The organism is Ferruginivarius sediminum (assembly GCF_003344765.1).
Taxonomy (GTDB): Bacteria; Pseudomonadota; Alphaproteobacteria; order Kiloniellales; family Rhodovibrionaceae; genus Ferruginivarius; species Ferruginivarius sediminum.
On the sequence record NZ_QPMH01000002.1, the window covers coordinates 63,438 to 83,544 of the forward strand.

Genomic DNA, 20,107 nt, shown 5'->3' on the forward strand with positions numbered 1-20,107 from the left:
CGCCGCGTTCAAGGCATGACGATGCCGCGTTTCTCCCCGAGTTCGCTGTCGGGCAGGCCAAGGCGCACCCGCAGCTTCCTGAGCGCGTCGTCGATGGGGATGAACAGGTTGATGCCGATGGACGACCGGCGCGGCGTATCGGCGAAGCCCGCGTAGGTCAGGCCGACGATATTGCCGTGCCGGTCCAGCAGCGGCCCGCCGCTGTTGCCGGGGTGCGTGTCGACGTCGGCCTGGATGTCGCGCAGCCCCCGCGAGTTCTGGCGGTACGCACTGACCGAGCCGCGGCTGATCGTGCCCTTCAGTTGGGTCATGAACGGCGAGCCCACGGCGAAGACGTCCTCGCCGGGCTCCACCCGACGGGTGCGGATCGGCAGCGGCAGATAGCCCGCCTCCTCGACGCGGACGAGTGCCACGTCGCGCGGCCGGTGAACCCGCAGCACGTCGCCCGCAACCTGTCGGCCCGATGGAAAGATGATGGGGACGCGCTCGTTGCCCCTGACGACGTGGGCGTTGGTGAGGATCAGCGACGGCGCGACGAAGAAGCCGCTGCCGTGTCCGCTGGATTCGCTGCCGATCGATACGACGGACTCCCGGATGATCTCGCTCCGCGTCGTCAGCGGCGTTTCGAACGGCGGCCACTTGCGGATATGGAGCGGGATCCAGGAGGTACGCACTTCGTCCGGGCGCGGCGGCGCCTGCGTCACGGTCGCATAGAATTCCTCGTCGGCGGCCAGCCGGCGCGCCGAATCCTCGAAGGCGTAATCCACCAGCCTCTGCAAGCCTTCAAGCCGGCCGCTTTCGAGGATGCCCTGTCCCGTCAGGGTCTTGGTGAAGATCACGCGCCTTTGCACGACGGAGAAGACGCTCCATTCGACCCGCATCCACGCCTTGCCGCTCTGGACATTGAGTTGCGCGCCGCTGAGCCACCCCTGATGGTCGCAGACGTCCATGCGCAGATCGACGACGCGGGCGCCAAGCTGATAGGTGGGGTCGCGGGTGTAGAGGCTGACACCGGCGAAGAGATTGTCCGGATCGCCGCTCATCCGATATCCGTTGTCGCGAAACGCGCGCTCGGCCAGAAGCGGCCAGCCGTCCGCGACATCAGCCTGGACCTTTGAGCCCCACAGCAGCCGGTCATCGGTATCGCGGCAGAGCCCAAGGCTCCATCGATACTCGCCAATCGCCTCGCCGGGGCGCAGGTCGATCCGCAATTCCTTCAGCTCGATCGGTTCCGTCGGCCGCTTGTCCCGCAGCAATGGCGCATGCGCCGGCGTGTCCAGCGGATCTTCCGGCGCGCAGCCGGTGATAGCCAGCAGGACCGCCAATACCCATGCCAATCGACGAAACAGCATTCCCGATGCCCGTGCAGACCCGAAACTCGCCACATCGTATGCATCCAGCCAATGAATGCAATCGTGTGGTGCGTCAAACAGGGCGCGAACGGTTGCACTGGCGAGACCCGTCACAGCCTGCTAAAAGTCCGCTCTCGATAATTGGACGGTTTGGAGAACCACCGATGCGCGAAGCGCGGGTCGAGCGGAAGACGAAGGAAACCGACATCCGGGTTTCGGTGAACCTGGACGGCACGGGTGTGAGCGATGTCGCCACCGGCATCGGCTTCCTGGACCATATGCTCGATCAGCTTGCCCGGCACGCCCTGATCGACCTGACGCTTCGCGCGGAGGGCGACCTGCACATCGACTTCCACCATACGGTGGAGGACTGCGGGATCGTCGTCGGCCAGGCGGTGGCGCGCGCGCTGGATGCGCGCAAGGGGATCACGCGCTATGGCCATGCCTATGTTCCGATGGACGAGGCGCTGACGCGCGTCGCGCTGGACCTGTCGAACCGGCCGTATCTGGTCTGGAAGGTGGAATTCACCCGCGACAAGCTGGGCGAGATCGACACCGAGCTGTTCCGCGAATGGTTCCAGGCCTTCGCGCAGAACGCCGGCGCCACGCTCCACGTCGAAAACCTCTACGGCGACAACAACCATCATATCGTCGAGTCCTGCTACAAGGCACTCGCCCGGGCGCTTCGCCAGGCGGTGGAGATCGATCCCCGCAAGGCGGACGAGGTGCCCTCCACAAAGGGCTCGCTCTAGTCACTCGGTACTGGATTCACGCAGGCGGGCGCGGCCACTTTCGTGCCCGCCGACAGTTTGGGCATAACAGCGGATGGAACGCGTCGTCGTCATCGATTACGGCTCGGGCAACCTGCACTCGGCGGCCAAGGCGCTGGAGCGCGCCGCGCGCGATAACGGCATCCCCGCGGAGATCGACGTTTCCAATGACGCGGAGGTCGCCGCCGCGGCGGACCGGCTTGTGCTGCCGGGCGTCGGCGCCTTCGCCGACTGCTGGCAGGGCCTGAACGCCCTTCCCGGCGTCGTGGAAGCGCTTGGCGCGTCGGTGCTGGAGGGCGGACGCCCGTTCCTCGGTATCTGCGTGGGCATGCAGCTCATGGCCACCTGCGGGCGGGAATACGGGACCACGCCCGGCCTGGACTGGATTCCGGGCGAGGTGGTGGCGCTGGCCCCCGACGATCCCCATCTGCGTATACCGCATATGGGATGGAACGAGCTTGCCATCCGCCAGCCCGATCATCCCGTCCTGGCGGGGATCGAAAGCGGGGCGCACGCGTATTTCGTTCACAGTTACCAGTTCGCCGCCGGGCGGCCGGAGCACGTGCTTGCGGTGACCGATTACGGCGGCGAGGTGACGGCGGTCGTGGGGCGCGACAACCTGGTGGGCACCCAGTTCCATCCCGAAAAGAGCCAGGCCACCGGCCTGCGCCTGCTTGGCAACTTCTTGCGCTGGAGGCCTTGATTTGACCGCGGGTGACGGCAGCCATCTTCCAACCACGGCGGTAGAACATGTCACTGATTTGCAGGGCTCCGATCTGCACGACCTCTGCGACGCGGCGGAGGCCGCGATCGAGCAGGGCGGCGGGTTCGGCTGGCTGCATCCGCCGCAGCGCCATGTCATGGAAACCTACTGGAAGGGCGTGCTGCTGGTGCCCGAGCGCGATCTCGTGGTGGCACGCCTGGACGGCGTGATCGCCGGCTCCGCCCAGCTTCAGCGCGCTTCGCGGAACAACGAGGCGCAGGGCTATGTCGGCCAGCTCACAACCTCGTTCCTGGCGCCCTGGGCGCGCGGCTACGGCTTGGCGCGGAAGCTGACCGAGGGCGTCGAGGGCCTGGCCCGCGAGTACGGCCTGAAGGTGCTGACCTTGGATGTGCGGGCGACGCAGGAGCGCGCCATCCAGGTTTACGAGCACCTGGGCTACACACGCTGGGGGGAGAACCGCTATTACGCGCTGGTCGAGGGGGCCTGGGTCACCGGCTATTACTATCACAAGGCCCTGGACACGGGTTCGATGGAAGGCATTGCCGCGAAATGATTCTGTTTCCCGCCATTGACTTGAAGGAAGGCAAGGCCGTTCGCCTGCTGCGCGGCGAGATGGAGAGCGCGCGGGTGTTCAACGACGATCCGGCCGCGCAGGCCCGCGCATTCGCCGAGGCCGGCTTCGAGTGGCTGCATCTGGTCGACCTGGACGGCGCCTTCGCCGGGCGTCCGCTGAACGCGCCCGCGGTGGAAGCCATCGTGGCAGCGGTCGACCTGCCCGTGCAGCTCGGCGGCGGCATCCGCGACCTCGCAACGGTGGAGCGCTGGCTTGAGGCCGGCGTGGCGCGGGTGATCCTGGGCACGGTCGCGGTGAAGGACCCGGCGCTGGTGGAAGAAGCCTGCCGCCGCTTTCCGGGCCGCATCGTCGTCGGCATCGACGCGCGCGACGGCCGCGTGGCGGTGGAAGGCTGGGCGGAGACCAGCGAAATCATGGCCCGCGACCTTGCCAAACGCTTCGAGGATGCGGGCGTCGAAGCCATCGTCTACACCGATATCGAGCGCGACGGCGCCTTGCAGGGGGTCAACGTCGAGGCGACGGTCGATCTCGCGCGGGCCGTGTCGCTGCCCGTCATCGCATCGGGCGGCGTCGCCAGCCTGGACGACTTGGCGCGGCTGCGCGCGGTGGAGGACCAGGGCGTGGCGGGCGCCATTCTGGGCCGCGCGCTCTACGACGGCCGGATCGATCCGAAGTCCGCGCTGGCCCTGGTGAAGGGAGACGCATAGGCCATGCTGAAGGCGCGCATCATCCCCTGCCTGGACGTGAAGGACGGCCGCGTCGTCAAGGGCGTCAACTTCGTCGGCCTGCGCGATGCCGGCGACCCGGTGGAGCAGGCCATCGTCTACGATGAGGCGGGGGCGGACGAGCTTTGCTTCCTGGACATCACCGCCAGCCACGAGGACCGCGGCATCCTGCTGGACGTGGTGCGGCGCACGGCGGAGGCCTGCTTCATGCCGCTGACCGTCGGCGGCGGCGTGCGCACGCTGGACGATATCCGCCAGCTTCTCCTGGCCGGGGCGGACAAGGTCTCGATCAACACCGCCGCTGTGAAGAATCCCGACTTCGTGCGCCAGGCGGCGGAGAAGTTCGGCCGGCAGTGCATCGTTGTCGCCATCGACGCCAAGCGCAGCGACGATCCCAACATTGCCAGCGGCTTCGAGATCTTCACGCACGGCGGGCGCAACGCCACCGGCCTGGATGCCATCGCCTGGGCACGCAAGATGGAGGAGCTGGGCGCGGGCGAGATACTGCTGACCTCGATGGACCGCGACGGCACGCGCGAAGGCTATGACATCGAGCTGACCCGCGCGGTGGCCGACGCGGTGCGCGTGCCGGTGGTCGCCTCCGGCGGCGTCGGGGGGCTGGAGCATCTGGCCGCCGGTGTGCGCGACGGGCACGCGTCCGCCGTGCTGGCCGCGTCCATCTTCCACTTCGGCGACTATACGATTGCGGAAGCCAAGACCTATCTGCGCGATGCGGGCGTACCGGCACGCCCGGCCTGATCGTTGACCGCGCCACACGGGTCGCTTCCGACCACGGCGGGAAAGGAGTAACGATGGCCACGGACAGCGAAACGCACGTCCTCGATCGCCTGCAAGCTGTCATCGACAGCCGGCATGGCAGCGATCCGGAGACGTCCTACACGGCCAAGCTGTTGGACCAGGGGCCGGAGAAGATCGCCAAGAAACTGGGCGAGGAAGCCGTCGAAGCCGTGATCGAGGGCGTTCGCGGCGACACGAAGCGGCTGGCGGCCGAAAGCGCCGACATGCTCTATCACCTGCTTGTGCTGTGGTCGGCGCGGGGGGTTCGCCCGGATGACGTCTGGCAGGCGCTGGAGGCGCGTATGGGAACCTCCGGCATCGAGGAGAAGAAGGCGCGGAAGAAGCTGGCTTGAGACCTGCCGTCCGCCAGCGGTTTGACAGGAGGAGTTCACGCGATGGCGCAGCCCTATGACGATAACAACATCTTCGCCAAGATCCTGCGCGGCGAGATTCCCTGCAACAAGGTCTACGAGGACGACCATGTCCTGGCCTTCCACGACATCAACCCGCAGACGCCGACGCATGTTCTGGTGATCCCGAAGGGCAGGTATGTGTCGTCGGACGATTTCTTCAACGAGGCGGACGAGGCCGAGATCGCGGCCTTTTTCCGGGCTGTGGGCAAGATATCCCGTGACCTCGGCGTGGTCGATCGCGGCTACCGGATCCTGGCGAACGCCGGGGCGGACGCGCATCAGGAAGTGCCCCATTTCCACCTGCATATCTTCGCGGGCACCGACCTTGGCCGCATGATCAAGCCGGCGGGCGCCTAGCCGGGCGGTGGCCGTCAATGGCACTCGGCAGCTTCGGATTTAAACAACAGTCACATAATGCAAAATAAATATGAATAACTCATAGCAGTGTGTAAATTTTTGGTAGCACACGCTGTATAAGTAAATTATGATGTTCCCCAACAGCTAGAAGGTTAAAGGGCCGTCCCGTGCAGCGCGGGTGCCGGTCCGAGCTTGAAGGGGAACGATCGTGCAGACTTCGCATGGTGGGGATGGGCTTTCCGCCCATCGGCCCGCGCGCCGTATTGCGCGGCTCATCGCCGGCGTCGCCGGGGCTTTCGCGCTTGCCGGCGCCGGCGGCGCGCAGGCGACGAACGGTTACTTCCAGCACGGCTACGGCACGGCATCGAAGGCGCTTGCCGGCGCGGGCGCGGCGCTGTCGCTGGATGCAGTGGCACCTTCCGTGAACCCGGCCGGCATTGCATTCCTTGGCAACCGTGTGGATTTCGGCCTCACGGCCTTCAATCCGGAACGCAGCGTCGACGTCGAGGGCGCGCCGACGCAGCCGGCGAACCTCCTGACGCCGGGCAAGGTGGAAAGCGACCGGCCCTGGTTTCCCATTCCCAACGGCGGAATCACCTATCGGGTCGACGACCGTCTTGCTCTCGGTCTGGCGCTCTACGGCAACGGCGGCATCAATACCGACTATCCCGCCTTCGGCCGCACCTGCCCGAACCCGTTGGGCGGTCCGGCGGTTCCGGGCAAGGGCGTGTTCTGCGGCGGCGAGGCCGGGGTGGACCTGACGCAGGTGTTCCTCAGCCCCACGGCGGCCTACGAGTTCCTCGACGGCTGGGCGGTGGGCGTCAGTCCGATCCTCGCGGCGCAGAGCTTCGAGGCCAAGGGTCTCGGTGCCTTCGCGCCGATGTCCAAGGATCCCGCCAGTCTGAGCGACAACGGCCACGATATGTCCTATGGCGCGGGCGTGCGCCTTGGCATCCAGGGCGCCGTCACCGACTGGCTGCGCGTCGGCGCCAGCTATCGCACGCGCGTGGAGATGTCGAAGTTCGACGACTACGACGGCCTGTTCGCCGAGGACGGCGACTTCGATATCCCGCCAAGCTGGACGGTCGGCACCGCTCTCCGGCCGGTTGAGGGTCTGTGGATCCTGGCCGACTTCCAGCAGATTCAGTACGACGAGGTCGCCGCCGTGTCGAACGAGTTTCCGGCGGGCACACAGCTTGGTGCGGAGAACGGGCCCGGCTTTGGCTGGGAGACGATGAACGTGGTCAAGCTGGGCTTGCAGTGGCGGGCGAGCGAGAAGCTGACGCTGCGTGCGGGTTATTCCACCACGGACCAGCCGATCCCCGACGACCAGCTTCTGTTCAACATCCTGGCACCCGGCGTGGTCGAGGACCACTTCACCGCCGGCTTCGGCTATCGGTTCAGCGAAAGCTGGAGCGTCGACGCCTCCGCGCTCTACGCGCCGAAGGTGGACGTCTCGGGCGCGAATGCGACAGACCCGGCGCAAGACGTCGAGGTCGAGTTGAGCGAGTTCTCCGCAACCATCGGCGTGACGTACCGGTACTAAGACGACCGGGTGCGCTGCGGCTGCCCGCGCCGCGCCCCGCCGCTCAGTCCGGATCGCCCTCCGGCGCGTCCCGACCAAGGGCTGGCCCTGGGTGGTCCGCCCCGTCGCCGGGACGCGGGCGCGTCGTTGTCTCGCCCGTCGTGCGGATGTGCAGGTCGCGCTGCGGGAAGGGAATGGCGATGCCTGCCTTGCGCAACGCCTTGTCGACGGCGAAGTGCAGGTCGCTCAGGACATCCAGGTAATAGTCGGTGTCGCGCGCGTACACCCGTAACTCGAATTCCAGCGCGCTCTCCCCGAAGTTATTGAAAAGGACATACGGCATCGGTGCGCTGGTGACGTACGGGTTTTGCTGTGCGCATTCCAGAAGCAGGTCATGCACGTGCTGTGTATCGCTGCCATAGGGCACGCGCACCGGCACGATCACCCGGCATACACGGTTGCCGTGCGTCCAGTTGGTGATCGCGTTCGAGATCAGGTCCGAGTTCGGCACGATCACCGTGGAACGGTCGAAGGTGTCGATCTCGGTGGAGCGCACGCGGATGCGGCGAACCGTGCCCTCGTGCCCGCCGACCACGATCCAGTCGCCCACCTTCACGGGGCGTTCGAACAGCAGGATCAGGCCGGAGACGAAATTGTTGACGATGGCCTGAAGGCCGAAACCGATACCGACCGACAGCGCGCCTGCGACGATGGCGAGGTTGGAGAAATCCAGGCCGGCGGTCGACAGACCGATCAGCGCCGCCAGCACCAGGCCCAGATACCCGGTGAACGTCCGCAGCGAATCCCTTACGCCGATATCCAGGCGCGTACGCGACAGGATCCGGGTGTCCAGCGCGCGCTGCAGGGCGCGCGTGATACCCAGGATGGCGGCGAACACGAGGACGGCCAGCACCAGGTCCAGCGGGGATATCCGGATCTCACCGATGGTGAAGCCAGCCGCGGCGCTAACGATCCAGGTCCAAAGCTCTTGCCACGGCAGGCCCCAAAGCGGCAGCGCCAGCAGGATGCCGATGCCCAGCACGAAGATATCCAGCGCCGCGCCCAGCCAGAATTGCAGCATCGACGCCATCTGGTCGCCGGCGGCGGGTGATCCCGTGCGGACGGCGCCGAAACATGCGGTGATGGCCTCCCGCACGAGGGCATGAAGCAATAGCAACAGGCTGGCCAGCAGTACGCTCAGGACGGTTCGCGTGGCGAAGAAGCGCGACAGCTCGATGTATCCGAACAGGACGGACACCACCGTCATGAGGCCGAACACACCGACGCCGACGACCAGCCAGCCGCGCAGGCTGTCATAACGGCTCTGCGTCTCCGACTCCGGGTCGGTCCAGATGTCGCGGCGGATAAGCCGGGCGAGCAGCAGCGTGATGAGGATACTGAAGCCCAGTTGATGCATTGCGCGCAGGGCTTCGCCGGAATCGATGGCCCGTCCGGTGCGCACCAGCAGTATATCGATCGCGTAAATTGCCGCCGCCAGGGTCAAAAGGCGGCTGAGACGCGCCGCACCCGAGTTGGTCAACGGCAGGATGCGCCAGCGCGGCGCGTCCACGGCCAGGACCGCGCGGGTCAGTCCGCGCGCCGTGAAGAAGAACGCGATGGAGAACGCTGCCGTTCCGACAACGGGTTCCAGCAACCCCTGCAACAGGCCGACGCTGCCCATATAGGCGACGACGAGCCCCAGCACCATGGCGGGCACCACGAGGTAGAAAGCGGTATCCAGCCCAGCCACCCACAGGCAGCGCACATAGCTCGGCGCCGGGTCGCGCTTGTGCAGAAAGCGGCGGCGCAGCCAGCGGCGCAGCAGCATCGCGACGCCCGCGGCGAATGCTGCGATGACGGCGGAGATGACAAGCACACGGGTGGCGTGCTGGCCGTTGGCGTCCTTCGTCACGACGGCCTTCAGCCCATTGGCCAGACGGCTGAGCGCCTCCTGAAGCTGGGGTCCAACCTTCAGCCACGTCCGTGGATCGATGGGCGAGGGGCCGCGAACCGTCAGTTTGCCCGCGAAGCGGGCGCGGCTGCGCTCCGAAACGGTCCGCAACAGTTGCTGCGACTGCGCCGCCAGGACGTCGGCCCGCTTCGCCCTGCTTTCCAGGTTCTCGACGGTCGAGGTCAACTTTGAGCGCTGCGCCTCTACCGCGGGCGGTTCGATGCCGTCTTTCGGCGCCGGCCCAAGCGCCTCAAGCAGCGTGCGTCGCGAGGCCACCTTTTCCTGCGCTGCCTGCCCTATTTCCAGCACGCGTTGCCGAATTTCGGGAAGACGGGCCTGCCAGTGCTCAAGCCGGACGTCGGTCACCAGGCCGCTTTCGATCTCCTTGGTGGCCTGCTCGACCTGTTCGACGAGTTGGGGCAGGTCCGGCTTTTCAGCCTGCTCTTCCGCCTTGGCTTCAGCCGGCTGCGATTGCTGGGGCTGCTCTTGCGCGTGGATGGGGACAGGCGAAAGCGCCGCCAGTGGCGCGGAAAGGGCGAAAAGGACGAGGGCGAAAAAACGCAAACGCTGCACGAAGCCTCCCGGGATGCTGTGCCGGCGCTCGACGGCGCCAGCATACGCGTTCGTTTCAGCGAAGCGTATGGCGAATTCATGGCCGTGCGATGCAGTCACGTGTCCTTGCGTTCCAGCAGCTCGCGCAGGCGGCGCAGTTCCCCTTTCACCTCCGCCAATTCGTCATCCAGCTTGCGGGCCTGGTTTTCCTGCGCCTGTACGCGCTCGGCCTCCAGCACCTCGAAGTCCTGGCGGTGCTGCGATTCCATGGCGTTCACGATGATGGCGATGAACAGGTTCAGCACGGCGAAGCTGGTCAGCAGGATGAACGGCACGAAGAACGCCCAGGCGTAGGGATAGGTCTCCATCACCGGCCTGACGATACCCATCGACCAGCTTTCCAGCGTCATGATCTGGAACAGCGAGTACATCGAACCGCCGATGGAGCCGAACCACTGCGGGAACGCGGCGCCGAACAGCTTCGTCGCGATCACGGCCGAGACGTAGTAGATCAGGCCAAGCAGCAGCACGATGGATGCCATCCCGGGAATCGCGGACAGCAGGGCCTGCACCACGCGGCGCATCGACGGCACGACGGAGACCAGCCGCAGGACACGGAGGATGCGCAGGGCACGCAGGACTGAGAATCCCTCGGTTGCCGGCGCAAGGCCGATGGCCACGACCGTGAAGTCGAAGATGTTCCAGGGATCGCGGGGAAAGCGTGCCCCGTAAGCGACCATCTTGATCGCCAGCTCGGCCACGAAGACGCCAAGGATGACCCGGTCCAGCGCGTAGAGGACGGGACCGGCCGCGCGCATGGCCGCGTCCCAGGTTTCAAGCCCAAGGGTCACGGCGTTGATTATGATGAGAACGGTGACGGTGTGCCGGAATCGCGGCGCCTCGACCAGGGCCAGCAGGCGGTTGCGAGCCGTCGATGGCAGAGAAACGTCGCTCACGAATGATGCTCCCTTGGCTTGGCGGACGCGTATTAGATAGGCGATTTGACGCCGCTTGCACGGGTATTCGTGTGGTTGAAGAAGTCCGGCCGGGCGGCGATTTCACGGTCTTTTGACAACGCCTTGACCGTGGTCCCGCTGGCTTCTGTCATGCTTGCCCCATATTGTGCGCCACCAAGTGGGTCGTGCCATCAATGAGAAGGAGGCTATCCGCCGCCATGACCGCCGTTGCCGAGAAGCAGGCCGCCCCGGCGAAGTTTGGTGATCCGGACGTTACCGCGACGGGCGAGCGCCGTGCCAGTGTCGAGCTTCGCGGCTTGAAGACGCTGTGGTTCAACACGGGCACGTTGTGCAACCTGACGTGCGTCAACTGCTATATCGAATCCAGCCCGCGCAACGACCGTCTGGTTTACCTGACCGCGGGGGAGGTGGCGGAATACCTCGACGAACTTGACGCCTGGCCGGAGACGGAGGAGATCGGGTTCACGGGCGGCGAGCCGTTCATGAATCCCGATCTCCCGGCCATGCTCGAAGACTCCCTGGCGCGGGGATACCGGGTGCTGGTGCTGACGAACGCCATGCGCCCGATGATGAAGCAGGCCGACGCCCTGCTTCGGATCCGGGAACGGTATGGAGAGCGGCTGACGCTTCGTATCTCCATCGACCACTACGACAAGGCGCTGCATGAGGAAGAGCGCGGCGAGAACACCTGGGCCAAGACCATCGACGGCATGAAGTGGCTGGCGGACAACGGCTTCAACGTCGACGTCGCGGGACGCACCCGCTGGGGCGAGGCCGAGGCCGAACTGCGCGCCGGATACCGCCGGCTTTTCGCGGAACTCGGCGTGGCGATCGATGCCGACGACCCGGCCGCGCTGGTCCTCTTCCCCGAAATGGACCCCGAGGCCGAGGTGCCGGAGATCACGACGGCCTGCTGGGGCAAGCTTGGCAAGTCGCCCGACGAGATCATGTGCGCCAGCTCGCGGATGGTGGTGAAGCGCAAGGGTGCCGCGCGGCCCGCCGTCCTGGCCTGCACGCTGCTGGCCTACGACAAGGCGTTCGAGGTGGGTGAGCGGCTGGCCGACATGCGGCGCACCGTGAAGCTGAACCATCAGCACTGCGCCAAGTTCTGCGTCCTTGGCGGTGCGTCCTGCAGCGCCAAGTGACGATGGCGGCCGGCGCGGGCTCCACGGTCGATCTGGGTTCTCTTGACGGCGGTCCGGTCGTGGTTTTCGGCGGACCCGTCAGCAACCTGCAGGCGACCCGCGCGGTATTGGCGCGTGCGCGCGAACTGTCCATTCCGGCGGGGCGCGTGATCTGCACCGGCGACGTCGTGGCCTATTGCGCCGACCCGGAGGAAACCGTGCGGGCCGTCCGCGAGGCTGGCATTCACGTCGTCATGGGCAATTGCGAGGAATCGCTGGGCGCGGCGGCGGACGACTGCGGCTGCAATTTCGGCGCCGGCAGCACCTGCGAGGTGCTGGCGCAGTCCTGGTACGCCTATTCGGTCAAGTGTCTGTCAGAGCATTCGCGCGAGTGGATGCGGGGCCTGCCACGCCGGATCGGCTTCTCCCTGGGCGGCCGCACGCTAGCGGCGGTGCACGGCGCGCCCTCCCAGATCAACGCCTGGGTCTTCCCCTCGACGTCAGCGGAAGACAAGCGGCGCGAGCTCGACCTGGTGGGTACGGACGGCGTGATCGGCGGCCATTCCGGCTTGCCGTTCGCCGAAACGGTTGACGGCCGGCTTTGGCTGAATGCCGGCAGCGTGGGCCTGCCCGCGAACGACGGGACGCCGCGCGGCTGGTACGCCCTGCTGCGTGCCGGAGACGACGGATTGGCGGTTGAGCTGCATGCGCTGACGTACGACCACGCTGCGGCAGCTGCACGTATGCGCGAGGCCGGCCTGCCGGAAGGTTACGAGGCTGCGCTGCGCACCGGCATATGGCCAAGCTGGGACATTCTGCCCGATGCCGAGCGCGCGCGGGCGGGAACGCCGTTGCCGGATGTCCAGCGCCTGCACTGGGCGCGCGTCTGAATTGTAGACAAAGGTAGACGAATGCAGACGGTGGACGTCGTTATCTACGGCCCGTGGGTGGTTCTGCTCGCCTACGCCAGCCTGACGCTGGTCTGGGCGCCCCGGAACACCGGCCCGGCCGGCTTCTTCAACGGTTCGGGAGTTGCCGGCAGTGCGCCGGGGCTGGCCCTGTTGGCGGCCAGCGCGGCCGTGACCTGGGTATTCGCCAAGTCGGTCTCCAATGCCGCCGGCCTTGGCGCGGCCTTCGGCGTGTGGGGCGGTATCGGCTATGCGGGCTATTATCTAAGCTTCATCGTTGTGGCCGTGACCGCCTATCTGATCCGTACGCGTACGGGGGCGGGCTCGCTGGCGCAGTTCCTGGCCGGCAAGTACGGCGTCCTCTGTGCCAAGCTTTTCCTGGCGGCGATTGCCATCCGGCTGTTCAACGAGGTCTGGTCGAATACCAAGGTGGGCGCCCTCTACTTCGGCGACGAGGGCAGCGGCGCGTACTGGCTGGCGGTGCTGGCGATCACCGGGTTCACGCTGGCCTATTCCTGGCGTGGCGGCCTGCGCTCCAGCCTCTTGACAGATATGCCGCAGATGCTGCTGGCGCTGGCTCTGCTGGCCGTGGTGCTGGCACTGATCGGGCCGGAGCTTGCCACCTCCGGCCTGCCGCGGGTGCCGGACGCGGCGCGAAGTGCCGGCATGACGTTCACAGGTCTGGCGCTGGTGCAGGCGCTGTCCTACGGCTTTCATGACCCGGTGATGACGGACCGCGCGTTCATCGCCTCGCCGCGCACGACGTTGAAGGCCTTCGTCCTGGCCGGGCTGCTCTCCGGCGGCTTCATCCTGGCGTTCTCCGGCGTCGGCCTCTATGCAAATGTCCTTGGGTTGGAGGGCGATGCGGCGGTGGTTGTGCCGATGCATTTGGGCCTGCCGGCGCTTCTTCTCTTCAACGCGATCATGCTGACCAGCGCGGGCTCGACATTGGATTCCACCTTCGCGTCGTCCGCCAAGCTGGGCGCGCGCGACTGGCGCCAGGACACGGCCGAGCCGGAGGCACGCCACCTGACCCTCGGCCGGCGGTTCATGCTGGCCATCGCGGTCCTGGGCAACCTGCCGCTGCTGTCGATCTACATGGGCGACCAGATCGGCCCCGCCATCATCGCCGCGACGACGATCAGCGGCACGATGGTGATGGGGTTGGCGCCGATCTTCTTCCTGGCCTGGATCCGTCCGGCGGGCGCGGTCGCCTTCCACACCGCGTTCTGGACCGGCATCGTGCTGGGTGTCGTCATGACGCTGGAAGGAATCGCCGGCGTCGCCATTGTGCCCGCCTGGATGGACCTCGGCGTCGGCAAGTACGCCGACGACCTGGGCGTGAATGCCTGGGGCGTGATCCTTTGCACCGTCGGTTATCTCGCGGGCGCGGCGGTCGATGCGACGATCCGCCGGACGGCGCCGGTGGCGGCACCTGCGGCGGACTGAGCCTCACGCCGCCTTCGCACCCGGCGCCACGCGGCGGTAGCTCAGCGCCTCGGCCACGTGCATGCGGCGGACCGTATCACTGCCTTCCAGGTCGGCCAGGGTCCGCGCCACACGCAGGACCCGGTGGTAGCCACGGGCGGAAAGCCGCATCTGCTCCGCCGCGCGGCCAAGCAGGTTGCGGCCGGAATCGTCCGGGGTCGCGACCTCTTCCAACAGTGTGCCCTCGGCCTCGGCGTTGGTGCGCGGGCGGCGTTCGGAGGGTATTCCGGCGAAGCGGGCGCGCTGGATTTCGCGGGCGGCGGCGACGCGCGCCGCGACCTCCGTGGTGCCTTCGCGCGGCGGGGGCAGGGTCAGGTCGCTGGCGCTGACGGCCGGAACCTCCACATGCAGGTCGATACGGTCGAACAGCGGGCCGGAGATGCGCGCCTGATAATCCGCCGCGCACTTGGGCGCCCGCTTGCAGGCGAGGCCCGCATCGTCCAGATGGCCGCAACGGCAGGGGTTCATCGCCGCCACCAGTTGCACCCGCGCTGGATAGGTGACGTGCGCGTTTGCCCTGGCGATGGAGACGCGCCCGGTTTCCAATGGCTGCCGCAGCGCTTCCAGCGTCTGGCGGTTGAACTCCGGCAGCTCGTCCAGGAACAGCACGCCGAGGTGCGCTAGCGAGACTTCTCCGGGCCGCGCCTTGTGGCCGCCGCCGGTCAAGGAGGGCAGGGAGGCCGAGTGGTGCGGGTCGCGATAGGGCCGCTGACGCAACAGCTTGCCGCCCTCCAGCTCTCCGGCCACCGAATGGATCATCGAGACCTCCAGCGCCTCCGCCGGGTCAAGTGGCGGCAGCAAACCCGGCAGGCGGGCGGCCAGCATGGATTTGCCGGAACCGGGCGGCCCCATCATCAGCATGTTGTGGCCTCCGGCCGCGGCGACTTCCAGTGCGCGCTTGGCCGTTTCCTGTCCCTTGGTGTCGGCAAGGTCGGGGATGCTGCCATCGGCCACGGCGATGCGCGGCTCGGGGCGAGCGAGGATCTGGCTGCCCTTGAAGTGGTTCACGAGGGCGATCAGCGTCGCCGGCGCCAGCACCTCCAAGCCCTCCGCCCAGGCGGCTTCGCTGCCCTGCGCGGCCGGGCATATCAGTCCTTTCTCGCAAGACAGCGCATGGATCGCCGCCGGCAGCACCCCCGCCACGCCGCCGACGCGGCCGTCCAGGCTCAATTCCCCGAGTGCGAGGTAGTTCGCGATCTCCTCCGCCGGCAGGATGCCCATGCCCACCAGCAAACCCAGCGCGATGGGAAGGTCGAAGTGGCTGCCCTCTTTCGCCAGATCCGCCGGCGCCAGGTTCACCGTGATGCGCTTGGGCGGTAGGGCCAGACCCAGCGCACCCAGCGCGGCGCGTACCCGCTCCCGGCTTTCACCGACGGCCTTGTCCGCCAGCCCGACGATTTGGAATGCCGGCATGCCGGGCGATACCTGCACCTGGACATCGACATCGACGACATCGATGCCGTGATACGCAACCGTCGCAACGCGCGCGACCATAAGCCTCCTGCCCCCCTCACTCACGGACGATAGTATGCAGGAGGCTACACTATTCACGTGTTGTTTTCATAGCGATTACGGGTATCGCTTGAAGTCCCGCGACGAGAAGGTTGGACGGTCCACGGTTGTGCTCCCGCAGCGTCTGACCCGCGTAATTTGCGGGGGTCGGAAAAGCGCATTTCCTGGTATGGTCCGAGCCCATGAGTCCCAGACACCTTCTTGCCGTCGTCATCATCATGGCCATGTTCGGCAGCGCGTTCGCTGTGGGCAAGCTGGGTGTGGACAACATCCCGCCCTTCGCGTTCGCCGCGCTTCGAAGCGCGATCCTGGCCGTGGCCCTGCTGCCGCTGTGGCGCCTTCGCCTGCCGCCGCGCGAGAGCCTGTTGCCGTTCGCCGGGTTCTGTGCCGCGATGGGCACGGGCGTTTATGCTACGATGTACCTTGCCTTGAAGCTGACGAGCTCCGTCTCGCCGATCATCATCGGGACGCAGCTTAGTGTGCCGTTCGCCGTTTTGCTCGGCCGCGTCGTCCTGCGCGAGCCGGTGCGACTTGTGACATGGCTGGCTATCGCGGCCGCGTTCGGCGGCGTCGTGGTGATCGCTTTCGATCCCGCGCTGTTCAGCGACCTGCCGGCGCTTGGCGTGATTGCGCTCAGCGCTTTCTGCTATGCGCTGGCGACGATGCTGGCGCGCTCACTGCGGCATGTCGGGCCGTTCGAGATGAATGGCTGGATGGCTCTCAGCGCCGTGCCCGCGCTTGCCCTGCTCTCCGCCTTCACGGAAACGAGGCAGATTGCCGCCATACGCCATGCCGGCCTGTTCGAATGGGCCATCGTTCTCCACGCGGCGCTTGTCGTGTCGCTGATCGGCCACGTCTGGATGTTCTCGCTGTACCGGCACTACCCGGTTGCCAAGGTCATTCCCTACTACGTGCTGATGCCGGTTTTTGGGATCGGCCTGACACTGATCATCTTCGCCGAAACGCCGACGCTGCAGACGCTTGTCGGTGGCGCCATCGTGTTGGTGTCGACCTATGCGGTGAACCGTACGACGACGCGTGACCGGGAAACGCAAGTCAAGCCGGCGCCTCCCGCACCCGAAGGCTGCGAAGCCGATTCAGCGCCGCGGCAAGCTCGAACCGGCGAAAGCGCGCCAGATCGCCCCGCGGCGTCCGGCTGAGCGCGTCCAGCCCCTGCCGTTCGACGGCCTTCTCGATCCGGTCGAGTAATTCGGGAAGTGTCTGGTCGCGAGCCTGTCCGTCGTTCGACAGCGTCATCAGCGCTTCTGCCACGGCGCGGGTCTGGCTTTCGTCCAGGATTTGCGCCACGGCAGCAAGGTCAATCGTTTCGTCACCGATACGAATTACGTTGCGGCCTTGCACCTTCACCTTCGGGGGCTTCGGCCCTTTGCCGCGAATGCCGGTATCTGCGAGGTGCCGTGCGCGCGGCTTCCCGAATCCGTCACCCCCCTCGGCAGTGCGTTCCGTGCGATGGGTCTCGACAACCTGGCGAGCCTCGGCGGTTACATCGGCCGGGTGGAAGGCCTGCATGGCGATGACGGTGTCGGCCTTGTCCAGGTAGTCGCCGCTGCCGCCGATGACGAGCACCGTCGAAACGCCCAGGTCGTCATGGAGCTGACGCACCTTGTCGACGAAGGGCGTGATCGGCTCCTGCGACTTGGCGACGAGGGCCTGCATCCGCCGGTCGCGGATCATGAAGTTGGTGGCCGAGGTGTCCTCGTCCATCATCAGAACACGCGCGCCGGCTTCCAGCGCTTCCACGATATTCGCCGCCTGCGAGGTGCTGCCACTGGCGTTCGGGGTGGAGAAGACATCGGTGCGCTGGCCGCCCGGCAGGTCGTTGATGAACGGCGAGATGTCGACCCCCGCGACGCCGCGCCCGTCTTCCGCCCTGACCTTCACGGCCGCCGGGTCCGCCACGACAAACGCGCGCCCGTCGTCCGGCACGTGGTTGTAGACGCCGCGCTCGATGGCTTGCAGCAGCGTAGACTTGCCGTGATACCCGCCGCCGACGATCAGGGTGATGCCGCAGGGCACGCCAAGACCCGACACGGGTCCGCCGTTCGGCCCTTCCAGTGTCACGCGGAGGCTCTCCGGGCTTTCGAACGGGATCGCGCCGCCGCTCATCGGCCGGTCGTCCACGCCGCTGCGCCGGGGCAGGATGGCGCCATCGGCAACGAAGGCAACCAGCCCCTTCGCGGCAAGCTGGCCGCGAAGGGCATCGGCGTCCTCCGCCGTCAGGACATGACGTCGGAGGCTGTCCCGGTCGGCCGTCGCCCAGCGCAGCGTCTCTTCCGCAAGCGTTGGCACGTCGCGGCACAGCATCTGCTCGGCCTGCCCGCCGTCGATGGTGCGACCCTGCGCCGGTAGCCCGGCGACGAAGCGCGCCTCCACATCACCGGCGTCCGTCAGCAGGACGGCGCTGCGCTCCAGGATCTCCTGGCCCGGCATATCCATTGCGATGAGGCCACTGGAGCCGACGCCGCGCGGCTTGGAAAGCTGCTTGGCGCGGCGGGCGAAGGCCCGCGCCAGGGCGTCGCGAAGGGCAATGGCCCGGCTGTCACCGGCGTAAGTGTCGCCGGGAAACGCCGCGACCTCGGCCGGGACACGCACGCGCAGGCGCGAGGGACTTCCAAAGGGGTCGCCCTGCACATGGTCGATCAGCAACTCGAAGCCGTCGAAGGCGTAGCGGCCGGCAATGTCCTTGTAGGCCTTGTAGCCCTTGCGATCGATCCGGCGCAGCGCGGCGGCAAGGTCGTTGCGGGTCTGCGGGCGCGGTGCTCGCATGTCGGCTCCTTCCGGTCGTCGTCCGGCGGTTCGGTGCGTTTCTCGGGCAATGGCTAGGTGCGGTGAGCGCGTGGAACCCAGGCGCGGGGAAACTGGCTGTCGATTCTTGCCGGCGGGCCGGGCCGCAGCAGGCCGACGCCGAGCGGCTGGCCCCGATACCTCAGGATCACATAACCATGGCCGTCGCAAGCCGCAAGCTGCCCGGGTGTCGGCGCGAAGCCCTGCCGGGTCTGGTAGGCGTCGCGCTGTGCCCGGTCCAGCTCGACGACGTTGCGCGTGGCCTGCCGGCCGATCAGGAAGGCCGCCGCCGTCGTCGGCTTCGGAATCCGTGCCTCCGCGCGCAGGAACGGCACGCCCGAGGCCACCGGCGGTGGCGAAGCGGGCGGGCAATGGTCGGATGCGATGGCCTGGACATGGTCGCCACGGTGCGCGAACGCCAAGCCCTCGAATGCGTCGTCCGGGAAGCCGTAGCGCCTGCCGATGGCCGCCAATACCTCCTTGTGCCGGAGAGCCGAACCCAATTCCGCCACTGGCGTGCTTTGCGATGTTTCAGCGGGGCCGATACGCTCCAGCACGACGGCGAAAAAGCCACTGGTCCCCGAGATGTGCGGCCACAGGCGTATGGCGTGGCGGACGTCGGGATGGAACGCCCGGCCTTCCCATTCGGCGATTCCGGGCGAGAAGGCGGCGTCATCGACGGGCGGCGGGGCCACCCGGACTCTGCTCCCGTCCTCCTGCAGAATGGCGTCGAGAACCGCCTCGTTCTCTTCCGGCGCCAGGCTGCAGGTCGAATAGACGATCCGCCCGCCGGGCCGGGTCAGCGCCACGGCGCGGCGCAGGAGGGCGCGCTGCTGGTCGGTTACACGCCGCCGGAAGCCGTCGCTTGAACCGTCAAACGTGGCACCCTTGCGGAAGTTCGTTCCCTCGGCGCTGCACGGCGCGTCCACCAGGACACGGTCGAAAGGTCCGGCTGCCAGCGGGTAGTCGCGGCCGTCGAACGCGGTCGTCGTGAGGTTCAGCAGGCCCAATCGCTTCATTCGGTCGCGCACGGCCGCCAGACGCCGCGAGTCGCGATCGTTGGCGATGACCGTGCCGCGGTTCCTCAACGCCATGCAGACCTGTGCCGTCTTGCCGCCGGGTGCGGCGCAGAGGTCCAGCACACGCTCGCCCGGCCGTGGGTCCAGCAGGGCCACGGGCAGCAGCGAGGCTTCTTCCTGAACGCTGTAAAGACCGGCCCGGTAAGGCCACCAGAGGCCCGGCCGGGCCTCGCCGGCGCATCGCAAGGCGCCGGGCGACCACGGTACGGGGACGGTTCCATGATTTTCGGCGCACAGAAGGCCTGCGAGTTCGCTGGCGGTTAACCGGCTTGTGTTGGCGACGACGCATGCCGGGGCGGGCCGCCGCATGGCCGCCGTAAAGTCATCCCAATCACCGACGAGCGAGGCGTAGCGCGCGAGTGCCGTCGCCGGATCCGGTTGGCCTGTCGCCCGTGCTGTCGCGCTTGCATGCGTCATCACGCCCGCGGTTATAACCAAGCAGGCGCGCCCTGACGAGAATAGGTTGGAAAGCT

General features: G+C 67.1%; 18 protein-coding genes. 12 read left to right on the top strand and 6 right to left on the bottom strand.

The features are described from left to right. Positions 1–8: 8 nt before the first annotated feature. Entirely contained in the window at positions 9–1,352 is a 1,344-nt protein-coding gene (locus DRB17_RS02225; RefSeq protein ID WP_114580546.1) for a S1C family serine protease, read from the bottom strand. A 164-nt stretch (positions 1,353–1,516) separates the two neighbouring features. Here DRB17_RS02225 and hisB point away from each other — a divergent pair, with 164 nt between their 5' ends. The 8 genes from hisB to DRB17_RS02265 all read left to right on the top strand — a co-directional run bounded on the left by hisB (position 1,517) and on the right by DRB17_RS02265 (position 7,259). After that, entirely contained in the window at positions 1,517–2,104 is a 588-nt protein-coding gene (hisB, locus tag DRB17_RS02230; RefSeq protein ID WP_114580547.1) for an imidazoleglycerol-phosphate dehydratase HisB, read from the top strand. A 73-nt stretch (positions 2,105–2,177) separates the two neighbouring features. Beyond that, entirely contained in the window at positions 2,178–2,825 is a 648-nt protein-coding gene (gene hisH, locus DRB17_RS02235) for an imidazole glycerol phosphate synthase subunit HisH (RefSeq protein WP_114580548.1), read from the top strand. A gap of 1 nt (position 2,826) precedes the next feature. Next, positions 2,827–3,399, top strand: a complete 573-nt coding sequence (locus DRB17_RS02240; RefSeq protein ID WP_114580549.1) for a GNAT family N-acetyltransferase — start codon at positions 2,827–2,829, stop codon at positions 3,397–3,399. Next, positions 3,396–4,127, top strand: coding sequence for a 1-(5-phosphoribosyl)-5-[(5-phosphoribosylamino)methylideneamino]imidazole-4-carboxamide isomerase (hisA, locus tag DRB17_RS02245; RefSeq protein ID WP_114580550.1), 732 nt, complete (start codon positions 3,396–3,398; stop codon positions 4,125–4,127). Before DRB17_RS02240 ends, hisA begins: the two co-directional genes overlap by 4 nt. Before the next feature lie 3 nt (positions 4,128–4,130). Then, positions 4,131–4,904, top strand: coding sequence for an imidazole glycerol phosphate synthase subunit HisF (gene hisF, locus DRB17_RS02250; protein WP_114580551.1), 774 nt, complete (start codon positions 4,131–4,133; stop codon positions 4,902–4,904). A gap of 53 nt (positions 4,905–4,957) precedes the next feature. Further along, positions 4,958–5,296: a phosphoribosyl-ATP diphosphatase gene (locus DRB17_RS02255; protein WP_114580552.1), complete on the top strand. Its 339-nt coding sequence runs from the start codon at positions 4,958–4,960 to the stop codon at positions 5,294–5,296. A gap of 42 nt (positions 5,297–5,338) precedes the next feature. Next, entirely contained in the window at positions 5,339–5,713 is a 375-nt protein-coding gene (locus DRB17_RS02260; RefSeq protein WP_114580553.1) for a histidine triad nucleotide-binding protein, read from the top strand. A 208-nt stretch (positions 5,714–5,921) separates the two neighbouring features. Further along, entirely contained in the window at positions 5,922–7,259 is a 1,338-nt protein-coding gene (locus DRB17_RS02265; RefSeq protein ID WP_161958670.1) for an OmpP1/FadL family transporter, read from the top strand. 43 nt (positions 7,260–7,302) lie between these two features. Here the strand turns inward: DRB17_RS02265 and DRB17_RS02270 are convergent, their stop codons facing one another. Continuing rightward, complete coding sequence (locus tag DRB17_RS02270) at positions 7,303–9,762, bottom strand: DUF3772 domain-containing protein (RefSeq protein WP_147274777.1); 2,460 nt, start codon at positions 9,760–9,762, stop codon at positions 7,303–7,305. A gap of 95 nt (positions 9,763–9,857) precedes the next feature. Continuing rightward, the gene (locus tag DRB17_RS02275) at positions 9,858–10,697 is read right to left on the bottom strand and encodes an ion transporter (protein WP_241503716.1); all 840 of its coding nucleotides are present in this window, start codon (positions 10,695–10,697) and stop codon (positions 9,858–9,860) included. A 218-nt stretch (positions 10,698–10,915) separates the two neighbouring features. Between DRB17_RS02275 and DRB17_RS02280 the strand changes: the two genes are divergently transcribed. Genes DRB17_RS02280 through DRB17_RS02290 form a run of 3 tightly spaced genes read left to right on the top strand, consistent with a single transcriptional unit; the run spans position 10,916 to position 14,199 of the window. After that, the gene (locus tag DRB17_RS02280) at positions 10,916–11,863 is read left to right on the top strand and encodes a radical SAM protein (protein ID WP_114580556.1); all 948 of its coding nucleotides are present in this window, start codon (positions 10,916–10,918) and stop codon (positions 11,861–11,863) included. 2 nt (positions 11,864–11,865) lie between these two features. Further along, positions 11,866–12,732 (top strand): metallophosphoesterase family protein, encoded by an 867-nt coding sequence (locus DRB17_RS02285; RefSeq protein ID WP_114580557.1) that lies wholly within the window; start codon positions 11,866–11,868, stop codon positions 12,730–12,732. Between the two features lie 21 nt (positions 12,733–12,753). After that, on the top strand, positions 12,754–14,199 hold the full coding sequence (locus tag DRB17_RS02290; protein ID WP_114580558.1) for an SLC5/6 family protein: 1,446 nt from the start codon (positions 12,754–12,756) through the stop codon (positions 14,197–14,199). Positions 14,200–14,202: 3 nt separating this feature from the next. Here DRB17_RS02290 and DRB17_RS02295 read toward each other — a convergent pair whose 3' ends face one another. Then, positions 14,203–15,732, bottom strand: coding sequence for a YifB family Mg chelatase-like AAA ATPase (locus DRB17_RS02295; protein WP_114580559.1), 1,530 nt, complete (start codon positions 15,730–15,732; stop codon positions 14,203–14,205). 200 nt (positions 15,733–15,932) lie between these two features. Between DRB17_RS02295 and DRB17_RS02300 the strand changes: the two genes are divergently transcribed. After that, entirely contained in the window at positions 15,933–16,910 is a 978-nt protein-coding gene (locus DRB17_RS02300; protein ID WP_114580560.1) for a DMT family transporter, read from the top strand. Here DRB17_RS02300 and DRB17_RS02305 read toward each other — a convergent pair. Both DRB17_RS02305 and DRB17_RS02310 read right to left on the bottom strand, forming a co-directional pair. Beyond that, positions 16,807–18,537, bottom strand: coding sequence for an ABC-ATPase domain-containing protein (locus tag DRB17_RS02305; protein WP_114580561.1), 1,731 nt, complete (start codon positions 18,535–18,537; stop codon positions 16,807–16,809). The genes DRB17_RS02300 and DRB17_RS02305 overlap by 104 nt on opposite strands. A 53-nt stretch (positions 18,538–18,590) precedes the next feature. Further along, positions 18,591–20,051 (bottom strand): RsmB/NOP family class I SAM-dependent RNA methyltransferase, encoded by a 1,461-nt coding sequence (locus DRB17_RS02310; RefSeq protein WP_114580562.1) that lies wholly within the window; start codon positions 20,049–20,051, stop codon positions 18,591–18,593. Positions 20,052–20,107 lie beyond the last annotated feature (56 nt).